The organism is Lysobacter sp. GQ73 (assembly GCF_059758755.1).
In genome coordinates this window covers 371,834-384,205 of the sequence record NZ_JCAXEE010000001.1, presented here as the reverse complement: position 1 = coordinate 384,205, position 12,372 = coordinate 371,834, and the positions used below count along the sequence as shown (strand labels likewise).

The following is a 12,372-nucleotide window of genomic DNA, read 5'->3' as shown; positions in this document are numbered from 1 at the left end:
AGCTCTATTGCGGATACCAAACTCCGACGACCGCCCGACTCCGGCACCGGCCCCGGCACGGCGCCACTTGTGACGGCCGTCCAGTTTTGTGCTAAAGTGAGTCCCGATCCAGACAGAGCTCCGCCATGAGCAAAGCCGCCAAGAAGCCCTCGCCGGCCAAGCCGCTCGCCAAGCCGGCCGGCCGCGCGCAATCGAGCGTGCACGAAAGCAAGCTGGGCCTGCAGGAATCGCAGGCCTACCCGGCCTCGCAGCGCCCGCGCGGCCTGTCGGTGAAGGAACCTGCGCTGGAAGTCCATGGCGCGCCCGCCACGCTCAAGGGCTACGTCAGTTATCTGCGCTCGGCCACGCCGCTGCAGCGCGTGGCGGCCGAACGCCAGGGCGTGCCGGCTCAGGTCGTCAAGCACATGGCCGCGAGCATGGAGCTGCCGGCGGTGCGCATGTTCAACATCCTCGGCATCGCCAAGGCCACCGCCGAAAGCAAGGCCGCGCAGCAGGCGCGCATCGCCGGCGCCAGCGGCCAGGCCGCGCTCGGCATCATGCGCCTGCTCGGCATCACCGAGGCCATCGTCGATGCGAGCACCGCCGAAGGCGCGCGCGGTTTCGATGCGGCCAAGTGGCTGGGGCGCTGGATCGAGCAGCCGCAGCCGGCGCTGGGCGGCCGCAAGCCGGCCGACCTGCTCGACACCCCGACCGGTTTCGACGTCGTCGCGCGCTTGCTCGGCTCGCTCGAAAGCGGCTCCTACCAGTGACGCCCGGCGCAGCCGCAAGGACGAGGCCGGGCTCATGAAACTCTGGCGCATCGCCACCGAAACCCGTGCCTATCGCGCCGACGATCTCAGCGGCGCCGGCGCGGCGGCGCGTCCGGGGCGCTGGAACGACGACGGCCAGCGCGTGCTCTACACCGCCACCTCGCTGGCGCTGGCGGCGCTGGAAACCGCGGCCTATGTCGACGCGCACGGCCTGCCGTTGAACCGGCACGTGGTGTCGATCGAGGTGCCCGCCGCGGTGTGGAAGGCGCGCCTGCAGTTGTCGCCGCAGGAATTGCCCGGCGCCTGGGACGCGGTGCCGGCCGGCATGGCCAGCGTGCGGGTGGGTTCGCAATGGCTGGCGAGCCAGGCCTCGGCGATCCTGCTGGTGCCGTCGGTGATCGTGCCGGAGGAATACAACGCCCTGATCAATCCCGAACACCGCGACGCGAAGAAGCTGCGCGCGACCACCGGCCGGCGCTTCCACTACAACGTGTTGTTCCGGGTGGCCTGAGCCGCCTGCCTGGGACGCGGCGCTGCGCGATCCTGGCGCGGCGTCCTGCCCGCGCCAGGCCGTCCATGGCCCCTGCACCGTCCTTGTCGGCGCATCCCTGCGCCCTCCCCGGCGTGTCCTTCGCCGCTCAGCCCCGCGCCGCTTCCATGCGCTCGAAGGTTCCGTCCTGATGGAACAGCGGTCCGAACCACGGGTGCACGACATCGATCGTGACTTCGAAATGCGCTGCGTCGAGGTCTCTATGCACTAGAACGAAGCGGCCCGGCCAGAACGGCCGCGGCAGCGGCAAACGCAGGCCGCGCCAGTGCAGGAAGAACCCCTGGTCGACGAATACCAATCGGTTCGGCAGCACCTCCAGGCGCACGCGCATGCCCAGGCCGCCGCCGAAATGCTCGAGCAATTCGCCGTTTTCCCCGAGAATCATGCGAGAGCGGAAACTGAACACCTCATCGATGAAGTGATAGGTGCGGGTCTTGATCCAGCCCAGGCCGTTGCGCACGGGCTGCACGTCGAAACGGAACGGCACCTCGTCGGCGTTGTGGTGCGGCAGCACGCGCGCGTAACGGATCAGGCGCGCGAACAGACCGCCCAGCCGGGTGCAGCGCACCTGATGCATGTTGCCGACGTATTCGGCCTGGGTTTCGCCGTCGCCAAGGGTGAAACGCGCCTGGATGTGCGGATGCAGCAGCTTCCAGCGCGCGCCGAGCGCGGCGCGCAGCAACGCGGCGAGATCGGCCGATGCCTCGGGCAAACGCGTTTCGCTGCGCGGACCGGCAAGGCCACGGTCGCCCGCCGGGGCTGCGCTCACCGAGGCTGCGTTGGCGGGCGGCGTCGAAGGCAGCGGGCCGGTGCCGGCCGAATCGAGACCGGCGGGCTTAAAGCAGGCCGGAATGGATGCGGCCGGCTTCATGTCGACCGGCTTCATCCCGACCAAATTCAACAGTTCCATGTTGGTCCCTTGGGTGTTCGTCACCCGAATGAGTAGAACGGCAAGCGCGGTCGCGACCGGCGCTCAATGCGCTGTCCAGGTCGCGATGCAGGAAGCGGTAGCGCTGATCGAGCAGCCGGCGCGGTTCCACCTTCGGGCCGTCGAGCAGCATCGTCGACATTTCGCCGAGCGCGAGCCGCAGCGGCCAGGCCGGTATGCGCAGAAAGGCCGGGCGATGCAGATCGCGCGCCAACGCACGAGTGAACTCGGCCTGGCTGCAGCCGCCCGGCGCGACCAGGTTGTAGGGGCCGCGGGTGCCGGCATGCTCGACGGCTTGTTCGACGAAGCCCAGCACGTCGTCCAGGTGCACCCAGGCGAACCACTGTTTGCCGTCGCCGAGCACCGCGCCGGCGCCGAGCGAGGCCGACAGCGACAGCATCGGCAACACGCCGCCGCTGCGATGCAAAACCAGGCCCAGCCGCATCGTGACCAGGCGCAGGCCCATCTCGCTGACCGGCGCGGCGGCGCGTTCCCAATCGCGGCACAGCTCGCTGGCGAAGTCGCCGGCCTGCGCCGCGGGCTCGCGCAGCTCCGGGCCGCTGCGGGCGTGGGCGCCGTACAGCCCGACCGCGCTGGCCTGCAGCCACAGCGACGGCTTGCGCCGGGAACGCTCGCACCAGGCGCGCAGAGCGTGGGTGGTATCGATGCGGCTCGCGCGCAGCGCGCGCTTGCGCGCCGGCGACCAGCGCGGGCCCACCACCGGTGCGCCGGCCAGATTGACCACCACGTCGATGACCTCGTCGTCGCGCAATTCGGCGGTGTCGGCGATGCAGCGCGCGCGGCCGCCGAAGCGCAAGGCGGCGCGGCGCGGATCGCGGCTGAGCACGGTCACCCGGTGGCCGCCTGCGAGCAAGCCTTCGACCAGGGCGCTGCCGATGAAGCCGGTGCCGCCGCTGATCAGGAAACCGGTCTGCGGCCGGTCGGCGAGCAAGGCGCGCGGCGCCGGCTCGGCGGCGTTGACCCGCGCGGCGAACCCGTCGCGCACGGCCGACAGGCCGATGCCGAGCGCCGCGGCGGTCAGCGCCCACGAGGGCCAACCGTGCGACACCGGCAATAAGGCGCTCGGCGCGCTCCAGTCCTGCGCGGTCGCCAGCGCGTACACGGCGAACATCGCGCCGCCGTTGACCGCGAGGACGGTGTGCAGCACGCGCTCGGTCGGCGGCAGCAGGCGGGTCGCGTCCTCGACCACGAAGTCCCACAGGGTGATGCCGACTTCCACCAGCACCAGGCCCCACACCAGCGCCAGCCACAGGCCTTGCGGATGCAGCCAGGCGAACGCCAGGAACAGCGCGCCGTAGATGAAGGCGCGCGCCGAATGCAGTTTCAGCTCGAGCGCGGCGCTGCGGCGGTTGGCGAGTTTTTCCATCAGTTCGTGATGGGCGATGGTGTCGATCGCGCCGAGCACGACCTGGAGCAACAGCAAGGCGATGAAGACCCGTTGCATGATCGCGCTCCGCTCAGAAGTGGGTCGGGCAATGCCCGTTGTCGCAGCGCGGCGCAGGCTCGTGGCCGGCTTCGCGATAACCGAGCCAGCGCGACACGCGGTGACGGTTCGGCGCGATCCAGCGGTAGGCGCGGGCGGCCATGCGCCCCGCTCCGGGTACGCGCAGCGGCCAGGTCAGCCAGCCCAGGCCGACCGCGCGATAGGCCTCGGCGATGCCGGGCACGCCGATCCGCCATTCGCCGTTCGGCAGGCGCACGTGCAAGGCGTTGCGCAACGCCTCCAGTTCGAACCCCCACTGCGCGGCATCGAACTGCGGCGCGGCGATGTCGACCAGTTGCAGCCGGCCGCGGCGGTCGTGGGCCTTGAGCCGGTGCATCTCGGTGCGGCACAGCGGACAGGCGTGGTCGTACAGGGCGATGACGGCGTGCGGGACGGGATCGTGCTTGCTCATGGCCTGCGCCTACAGTTATTTCGGTAATTAGAGAAATTACTGGGCAAAAAAACACTCAGGACGGGTCGTCTCCGGCGCCTGCACGGCCGGCCCGCGCACGGCCGGCTTCGGGCTGAGCTACTTCGGGGTGGGCTTCGAGGTCGTCGGCCGCCTCGGCATAGGGCTCGACCGGCGGCGCCTGCGGCGGCGGCAGCGGCTTGACCGGGCCGCGCACGTACTGCTGGATGCGCGCGCCCATCTTGAGCAGCTTGATCAGGGTCTTGGGGTCGAGCCGGTTCATCTCGTCGATCCAGCTCGTGCCGGTCTCCATGAAGTCCAACACCTCGCGCATGCGCTCCAGGGTGCGCTGGTCGCGCGGATCGCCCGGGGCGGCTGCGCTGTCGAGCACCGAGCTGCGCAGCATGCTCAGGGTCGGCTCGATCTCGCGCCGGCGGCGCTCCTGGACCACGGCGCGGAAGATGTCCCAGACGTCCTTGTAGGTCTCGAAGTGGTCGCGGCGGTCGCCCAGCACGTGGGTGACCCGGGCCAGGTTCCAGCCCTGCAGTTCCTTGAGACTGGTGCTGACGTTCGAGCGCGCCAGGCTCAGGGTCTCGCAGATCTCGTCGGCGGTGATCGCACGCTCGGACAGGAACAGCAGCGCGTGGATCTGGGCGACGGTGCGGTTGACGCCCCAGCGGCTGCCCATCTCACCCCAGTGGAGGATGAATTTCTCTTGGAGCGGGCTGAGCTGCATGGGGCTTTCTCTTATTTCTGTTTAGACAGAAATTAAAGAACGATCCGGCCGGCGTCAATCTCCGTTCGTCGGGTCGTCGCCGCATTCCCTGCAGGATCGGCATGAGCCGCGACCGCTGGAAGCCGCCGGACACCCGGTCCCTTCGTGATCATTCCGAAGCCTACAGCCCTTGACCAACGACAACCTCCCGCTCAGAGGTCGCGGCTTACCGCTCCTGGGCTTCGTAGCTTCGGCCGTCTCAACCTGCGCGACCGGTCCGACCCAGGCTCGCGCTGCGAGCCGCCATCCGTCGGCCGCTTCGATCAAGTCTTACCGGCTTGTCCATTTGTTACTAAGATTAGTACATGAGCCTGACCGACACCCGCCGCGCCCTCCTCGCCTACCTGCGCGAGCGCATCGCCGCCGATGGCCTGCCGCCGTCGCAGCAGGAGATCGCCGCGCACTTCGGCTTCCGCCAGAACCGCTCGGCCGGCTACCACCTGCAGGCGCTGCAGGCCGAGGGGCTGATCGAGCTGCTGCCGGGCCGCGCCCGCGGCATCCGCCTGGTTCACGAGGCCGGCCTCGACGGCGAGTTCGGCGCGCACGGCTTAGACGACGGCGCCTTGCACGCTCCGGCCGCTCACGATCCGCGCCTGTCGCTGCCGGTCCTCGGCCGGGTCGCCGCCGGCCCGCCGATCGGCGCCGCCGCCGAAGTCGAGAGCCATGTGCTCATCGACCGCCTGCTGTTCTCGCCGCGCCCGGACTATCTGCTGCGGGTCAAGGGCGATTCGATGCGCGAGGACGGCATCCTCGACGGCGACCTGGTCGCCGTGCACCGCACCCGCGACGCCGCCAACGGCCAGACCGTGATCGCGCGCATCGGCGAGGAAATAACCATCAAGCGCCTGAAGATCACCGCCGACGGCATCGAGCTGCTGCCGCGCAATCCCGACTACGCGCCGATCGTGATCGCCGCCGACGCCGACTTCGCGATCGAAGGCATCTACTGCGGCCTGGTACGCCGGGCCTGAGCGCGGCCATGAGCCACATCGTCGCGCTCGACCGTTTGATCGACACCCGCCAGGTCTGGCGCGGGCAGTCGGCGAACCTGGCGCCCTCCTCGCAATCCACCGGCCACGCCGCGCTCGACGCCGCGCTGCCGACCGGCGGCTGGCCCGAGGCGGCGCTGAGCGAGTTGCTGCTGCCGGCCAACGGCGTCGGCGAGCTGGAACTGCTGTGGCCGGCGCTGGCGCGGCTGTCGCAGGACGATGCTCTGCACGGCGGCCGCATGATCGTGCTGGTCGATCCGCCGTTCGTGCCGTATGCGCCGGCCTGGCGCGATGCCGGGGTGGCGCCGGCGCGCTTGCAATGGGTCCGCGCCCAGCATCGCGACGCCTTGTGGGCGACCGAGCAATGCCTGCGCTCGGGCGCCTGCGCCGCGGTGCTGTGCTGGCCGCAGCGCGCCGACGACCGCGCGCTGCGCCGGCTGCAGGTCGCGGCCGAGACCGGGCAATGCCTGGGCTTCGCCCTGCGCGACAGCCGCGCCGCGTTGAACCCCTCGCCGGCGGCCTTACGCATCGCCATCGACACCGCGCCGCGGCAATTGCGCGTGCTCAAGTGCCGCGGCGGCAATGCGCCGACCCGGCCGATCGCGTTCGCGCATCGCACGCGCGAAGCCGCGATCGAGGCCATGGCGGCCGCACGCAACGAAGCGCTTCGCGACGACCCCGAGCTGGGCCGCGGCGCCCCCGTCGCCGTGCAGCCGATCCGCCTCGGCGCGCAGCCGAGCTCCGGCGCGGAGCAGGACCCGTCGCCGCCGGCGCGTCCCGCGCCGGTCCTGACTCTGCGCCCGCGTTGAGCCGGCCGCGATGCGCTGGGCCTGCCTGCTCTTGCCGCAACTGGCGCTGGACGTGGTCCTGCGCGGCCACCCGGAACCCGAGCGCGCGCTGGTCCTGGTCGACGGCCCGCAGGCGCGACGGCGCCTGTATGCGGTCAACGCCGGCGCGCGCGCGCTCGGCCTGAAACCGGGGATGCCGCTGATCGCCGCGCAGGCGATCGCCGACGGTTTCCAGACCGTCGACCACGACCCGCAAGCGGCCGAACAGGCGCGCCAGTTGCTCGCCGCCTGGGCCTACCGCTACAGCTCGCAGGTCAGCACCGTGTTCGCGCATGCGATCGTGCTCGAAGTCGGCCGCAGCCGGCGTTTGTTCGGGCCCTGGCCGCAGTTGCGCGAACGCCTGACCCAGGAATTGCGCGGGCTCGGCTTCCGCCACCGCATCGCCGCCGCGCCGAACCCGCATGCCGCGCGCGTGCTGAGCAACATCGCAGACGGTCTGTGCTGCGACGAGGACCGGCTCGATGCGATGCTGGCGAAGTTGCCGATCGAACGCTGCGGCTTCGACGCCGGCACGGTCGAAGCCCTGCAGCGCATGGGCCTGCGCAAACTCGGCGCGGTTTACGCCTTGCCGCGCGCGCCACTGGCGCGGCGTTTCGGCCAGGAGGTGCTGACTCGCCTGGACGCCTTGCGCGGCGCGGCCGCGCCGCCGCTGACCTATTTCCAGCCGCCGGACGCCTTCGACGCGCGCATCGAGCTCGGCCACGAAGTCGAATCCAGCCTGGCGCTGCTGTTTCCGCTGCGCCGGCTCACCGCCGACCTGTCGGCCTATCTGTCCGGCCGCGATGGCGGCGTCGAACGCTTCAAGCTGATCCTCGAACACGAGCGCCACGCCCACCATCGCAGCCATCCGCCGAGCGAGATCGCGGTCGGCCTGCTGGCGCCGGAACGCGATGCCACGATGCTGTTCGAACTCGCGCGCGGACGTTTGCAGCAGGCGCAGTTGCCGGCTGCAGTGGTCGGCCTACGCCTGCTCGCCGAGGCCTTGCCGCCGTTCGTGCCGGCGCGCCGCGACCTGTTCGACACCCGCCCGCAACAGGCGCTGCCGTGGACGCAGTTGCGCGAGCGCCTGCGCGCGCGGCTCGGCGACGACGGCGTGCAGGGTCTCGCGCCGCAGGCCGACCATCGCCCCGAGCGCGCCTGGCGCAGCCTGCCCGGCGACGTCGCCGCGCGCGCCGTCCCGCAGGCCGGGCAGCGGCTGCGCCCGGGTTGGCTGTTGCCTCAACCCGAACCGCTGCACGACAAGATCGCCCGCGTCCTGGCCGGCCCGGAGCGGATCGAATCGGGCTGGTGGGACGAGGACGACGTGCGCCGCGACTATTACCTGGTCGAAACCGTCAAGGGCCAGCGCGCCTGGGCCTACCGCAGCGCCGGCGGCGACGGCCCGCTGACCCTGCACGGCTGGTTCGCATGAAGACCTCGCCTGCCAAGGTCATGCCCGATGGGACCACGCCTGGCCGCGTCGCGCCCGGCGACGCCCTGCCCGACTATGCCGAACTGCATTGCCTGTCGGCTTTCAGCTTCCAGCGTGGCGCCTCGATCGCCAGCGAATTGTTCGAACGCGCGCAGGCGCTGGGCTATCGCGCCCTGGCGATTACCGACGAGTGCAGCCTGGCCGGGATCGTGCGCGCCTGGCAGGCATCCAGGCAGACCGGACTGGCGCTGATCGTCGGCAGCGAGATCCGCATCGACGACGGGCCGAAACTCGTGCTGCTGGTCGCCGAACCGGCCGGCTACGCCTCGCTGTGCGGCTTGATCACCACTGCGCGGCGGCGCGCGAAGAAAGGCGAATACCGTTCGCTGCGCGAGGATTTCGACGGCCGCTGCGAAGGCCTGCTGGCGCTGTGGCTGCCCGACGGCGACGGCCGCGACGACGCCCATGCGGCCTGGTTGCGCGAGCGTTTCGGCGCGCGGCTGTGGCTGGCGGTGGAACTGCACCGCGGCCCCGACGACGACGCGCGGCTGGCCGGATTGCAGGCGCTGGCCGCGCGCCATGGCCTGGCGACCGTCGCCGCCGGCGACGTGCACATGCACGAGCGCGCGCGGCGTCCGCTGCAGGACGTGCTGACCGCGATCCGCCATCGCACCACCGTCGCCGAGGCCGGCCACCGGCTGTTCCCGAACGGCGAGCGCCACCTGCGCATCCGCAAGGCGCTCGCGGCGATCTATCCGCGCGCGATGCTCGACGAAACGCTGCGGATCGCGGCGATGTGCCGCTTCGACCTCAAGCGCGATCTCGAATACCAATACCCGCACGAGCTGATTCCGGCCGGCCAGACGCCGAAGAGCTGGCTGCCGCGCCTGGTCGAGAAAGGCGCCGCGGTGCGCTGGCCCCTCGGCGTGCCGGACGATGCGCGAAAACAGATCGAGCACGAGTTGCGGGTCATCGCCCACCTCAACTACGAGTCGTATTTCCTCACCGTCCACGACATCGTCGCTTTCGCCCGTTCGCAGAAGATCCTGTGCCAGGGGCGCGGCTCGGCGGCGAACTCGGTGGTCTGCTATGCCCTGGGCATCACCGAGATCGACCCGGTGCGCATGGGCATGCTGTTCGAGCGCTTCATGTCGATCGAACGCAACGAACCGCCGGACATCGACGTCGACTTCGAGCACGAACGGCGCGAGGAAGTGCTGCAATACGTATTCAACCGCTACGGCCGCGAACGCGCGGCGCTGACCGCGGTGGCGATCAGCTACCGCGGCCGCAGCGCGGTGCGCAACGTCGCCGCGGCCCTGGGCATGCCGCAGGACCAGATCGGCGAACTGGCGCGCACGCTCGACCGCTGGAGCGAGGACGTGCCCTTGCCCGAGCACCTGCGCGAACGCGGCTTCGACCCGGAATCGCCGCTGCTGCAACGCGTGGTCGCGCTGTCCTCGCATCTGGTGCAGCACGGCTTCCCGCGCCATCTGTCGCAGCACCCGGGCGGCTTCGTGATCTCGGAACGGCCGCTGCACACGCTGGTCCCGGTCGAGAACGCGGCGATGGACGATCGCACCGTGGTGCAGTGGGACAAGGACGATCTCGACGCCCTGGGCATCCTCAAGGTCGACTGCCTGGCCCTGGGCATGCTGACCGCGGTGCGCAAGACCTTCGCTTCGCTCGAGCGCCAGGGCCACGGCCAGCTCGACATGGCCGGCATCCTCGAGCGCGGCGAAGATGCGGCGGTCTACGACATGATCTGCGAGGCCGACACCATCGGCGTGTTCCAGATCGAATCGCGCGCGCAGATGTCGATGCTGCCGCGGCTGCGGCCGCGCAGCTTCTACGACCTGGTGATCGAAATCGCGATCGTGCGGCCCGGGCCGATCCAGGGCGACATGGTCAATCCCTACCTGCTGCGGCGCAAGAACCCCGAACTGGTCGAATACCCGTCGGAAGCGCTGCGCACGGTGCTGGTGCGCACCCTGGGCGTGCCCCTGTTCCAGGAGCAGGTCATGCAGATCGCCATCGTCGCCGCCGGCTATAAGCCCGGCGAGGCCGACGAACTGCGCCGTTCGATGGCGGCGTGGAAACGCCACGGCGGGCTGGAGCCGCATCGCGACAAGTTGCGCGCGGGCATGCTCGAACGGGGCTATACGGAAGACTTCGCCCACCGCATCTTCGAGCAGATCAAGGGCTTCGGCAGCTACGGCTTTCCCGAGTCGCACGCAGCCAGCTTCGCCCTGATCACCTATGTCAGTTGCTGGCTCAAGCATCACCACCCGGCCGCGTTCGCCTGCGGGGTGATCAACTCGATGCCGATGGGCTTCTACACGCCCGGACAGATCCTGCACGATGCGCGCCGCCACGGCGTCGCGGTGCTGCCGGTCGACGTGCGCTACAGCGAATGGGACTGCACCCTGGAGCCGGTACACGGCCGGGTCGGCAAGCATCCGCATGCGATCCGCATGGGCTTGCGCCTGATCAACGGCTTCGACGAGGCCTCGGCCGAGCGCATCGCCGATGCGCGGGTGCGAGCGCCGTGGCGCGATGTCGAAGACCTGTGCGCGCGCGCCGCGATCGACGCGCGCGTGCGCGCGCTGCTTGCCGACTCGGGCGCGCTGCGCGCACTCGCCGGCCATCGCCACCGCGCGCGCTGGGCGGTCGCCGGCGTCGACAACCAATTGCCGCTGTTCGCCGGGGTCGCGCGCGACGAGGCGCCGGTGTCGCTGCCGCTGCCGACCGCCGGCGAAGACGTGCAGGCCGACTACGCCCTGCTCGGCACCACCCTCGGCCGCCATCCCTTGTCGCTGCTGCGCAGCACCCTGCATGCGCGGCGTTGCCGGCGTTCCTCGCAGCTGGCCAAGACCGAGAGCGGCACCCAGGTGCGTTTCGCCGGACTGGTGACCGTGCGCCAGCACCCGGAAACTTCCGGCGGGGTGACCTTCCTCAGCCTCGAGGACGAGGACGGCACGGTCAACGCGATCGTCTGGCGAGATCTCGCCCAGCGCCAGCGCCGGGTCCTGGTCGAAGCGCGGCTGATGGCGATCGACGCGCGCCTGGAACGCGTCGACGGCGTGCAGAACCTGATCGTCTCGCGCATGGAAGACCTGACCGCCCTGCTCGGCAGCCTGAGCACGCATTCGCGCGATTTCCATTGAGCGCCGCGATGACTTGCATGCCGGAAGGCTGATAGCAAAAACAAAAAAGCAAATCCCCTGCCCCCTTTCAAAGTGGGAACAGCAACAGCGGGGATGGGGCGCCGAGGAGTGCTGCGCCGTGGCCGGCGGCATCGGCCGGCCCGGCCAGATCGGTGCCCCAACGTTCTCCAGGCCTCTCCCCCCTTTGAAAGGGGGCTGGGGGGATTTTCTTGCCCGTCTAACACGCCCCGCCGAACACCCACTTCTGGCGTCGGCTCTCCCATCCGCTGACGACGCCGGTCAGGCGCGTACCCCGCCGACTTCGACGCAGCGCACGGCCGCGCGCGAGACTTCGCTCAGGGCTTGGGGATGCGCAAGGTCTTGCTGATCATCAGCGAGCCCGACAGGGCGAACATCAGCACCAGCGGGTGGAACTGCCAGGGGCCGAGCTTGAACATGCCCAGCCACAGGTCGGCGCCGATGGCGCCCTGCATCGCGGCGACGGCGAGCACGATCACCAGCAACAGGCTGGTCGGGATCGGCGTGCCCTCGAAGTACTTGACCTTGCCCTCGTCGCCGGCCAGCGCTTCGGCGGTGACGTTGTAGCGCGCCAGGCGGCTGACGCCGCAGCCGACGAAATAGCTCAGCACCACCCAGTCCCAGCCGCCCTGCAGGCCGCAGGCGTAGGCCAGCGCCGCCGGCGCGACGCCGAAGGAAATCACGTCGGCCAGCGAATCCAGTTCGCGCCCGAGCGTGGACGAGGACTTGCGCCAGCGCGCGACGCGTCCGTCGAGGGCGTCGAAGATGAAGGCCAGCGGGATCAGCGCCATGCCGATCATCAGGTCGCGCACGCCGCCTTCCTGCAGGAAACGCATCGCGGCGAAGATCGCGCCGGTGCCGCAGAAGGCGTTGGCGAGGGTGAACCAGTCCGCGAGATGGAATTCGCGGAGCATCGAGAAATGACGCGCCATGCGGTGCAGCTCCGTGGCGAACGGCGGTGAGGGCCGTCCAGGAAGGGCGTTCAGCCTGCCAAAGCCGGTGCGCCCGCCGCAAGGGGCGGAGG

The 12,372-nt window shown here is 70.3% G+C and carries 10 protein-coding genes and 1 pseudogene; 6 read left to right on the top strand and 5 right to left on the bottom strand.

Annotated features, from left to right (window positions below; all coding sequences use genetic code 11):
* Nucleotides 1-125: 125 nt before the first annotated feature.
* Both AC6CH2_RS01595 and AC6CH2_RS01590 read left to right on the top strand, forming a co-directional pair.
* Nucleotides 126-749, top strand: coding sequence for an Xre family toxin-antitoxin system antitoxin (locus AC6CH2_RS01595; RefSeq protein ID WP_498267641.1), 624 nt, complete (start codon nucleotides 126-128; stop codon nucleotides 747-749).
* Nucleotides 750-783: 34 nt separating this feature from the next.
* Nucleotides 784-1,260 carry an RES family NAD+ phosphorylase gene (locus tag AC6CH2_RS01590; protein WP_031370827.1) on the top strand — a complete coding sequence of 159 codons (477 nt, stop codon included), beginning with the start codon at nucleotides 784-786 and terminating at the stop codon, nucleotides 1,258-1,260.
* A 127-nt stretch (nucleotides 1,261-1,387) separates the two neighbouring features.
* Here AC6CH2_RS01590 and AC6CH2_RS01585 read toward each other — a convergent pair whose 3' ends face one another.
* From AC6CH2_RS01585 to AC6CH2_RS01570, 4 genes are all read right to left on the bottom strand, one after another.
* The gene (locus AC6CH2_RS01585; RefSeq protein ID WP_498267640.1) at nucleotides 1,388-2,011 is read right to left on the bottom strand and encodes a DUF4166 domain-containing protein; all 624 of its coding nucleotides are present in this window, start codon (nucleotides 2,009-2,011) and stop codon (nucleotides 1,388-1,390) included.
* 124 nt (nucleotides 2,012-2,135) lie between these two features.
* Nucleotides 2,136-3,692 carry a TIGR01777 family oxidoreductase gene (locus AC6CH2_RS01580; RefSeq protein ID WP_498267639.1) on the bottom strand — a complete coding sequence of 519 codons (1,557 nt, stop codon included), beginning with the start codon at nucleotides 3,690-3,692 and terminating at the stop codon, nucleotides 2,136-2,138.
* Nucleotides 3,693-3,705: 13 nt separating this feature from the next.
* The gene (locus tag AC6CH2_RS01575; RefSeq protein ID WP_435394831.1) at nucleotides 3,706-4,143 is read right to left on the bottom strand and encodes a thiol-disulfide oxidoreductase DCC family protein; all 438 of its coding nucleotides are present in this window, start codon (nucleotides 4,141-4,143) and stop codon (nucleotides 3,706-3,708) included.
* 55 nt (nucleotides 4,144-4,198) lie between these two features.
* Nucleotides 4,199-4,876 carry a GbsR/MarR family transcriptional regulator gene (locus AC6CH2_RS01570; protein WP_498267638.1) on the bottom strand — a complete coding sequence of 226 codons (678 nt, stop codon included), beginning with the start codon at nucleotides 4,874-4,876 and terminating at the stop codon, nucleotides 4,199-4,201.
* Nucleotides 4,877-5,220: 344 nt separating this feature from the next.
* Here AC6CH2_RS01570 and lexA point away from each other — a divergent pair, with 344 nt between their 5' ends.
* The 4 genes and pseudogenes from lexA to AC6CH2_RS01550 all read left to right on the top strand — a co-directional run bounded on the left by lexA (nucleotide 5,221) and on the right by AC6CH2_RS01550 (nucleotide 11,330).
* Nucleotides 5,221-5,886, top strand: a complete 666-nt coding sequence (gene lexA, locus AC6CH2_RS01565) for a transcriptional repressor LexA (protein WP_498267637.1) — start codon at nucleotides 5,221-5,223, stop codon at nucleotides 5,884-5,886.
* Between the two features lie 8 nt (nucleotides 5,887-5,894).
* Nucleotides 5,895-6,518: pseudogene (gene imuA / locus AC6CH2_RS01560) on the top strand (translesion DNA synthesis-associated protein ImuA); the annotation flags it as partial.
* Between the two features lie 205 nt (nucleotides 6,519-6,723).
* Nucleotides 6,724-8,163, top strand: coding sequence for a Y-family DNA polymerase (locus AC6CH2_RS01555; protein ID WP_498267636.1), 1,440 nt, complete (start codon nucleotides 6,724-6,726; stop codon nucleotides 8,161-8,163).
* Between the two features lie 20 nt (nucleotides 8,164-8,183).
* On the top strand, nucleotides 8,184-11,330 hold the full coding sequence (locus AC6CH2_RS01550; RefSeq protein ID WP_498268185.1) for an error-prone DNA polymerase: 3,147 nt from the start codon (nucleotides 8,184-8,186) through the stop codon (nucleotides 11,328-11,330).
* Nucleotides 11,331-11,665: 335 nt separating this feature from the next.
* Here AC6CH2_RS01550 and pssA read toward each other — a convergent pair whose 3' ends face one another.
* The gene (gene pssA / locus AC6CH2_RS01545) at nucleotides 11,666-12,280 is read right to left on the bottom strand and encodes a CDP-diacylglycerol--serine O-phosphatidyltransferase (protein WP_435395836.1); all 615 of its coding nucleotides are present in this window, start codon (nucleotides 12,278-12,280) and stop codon (nucleotides 11,666-11,668) included.
* Nucleotides 12,281-12,372 lie beyond the last annotated feature (92 nt).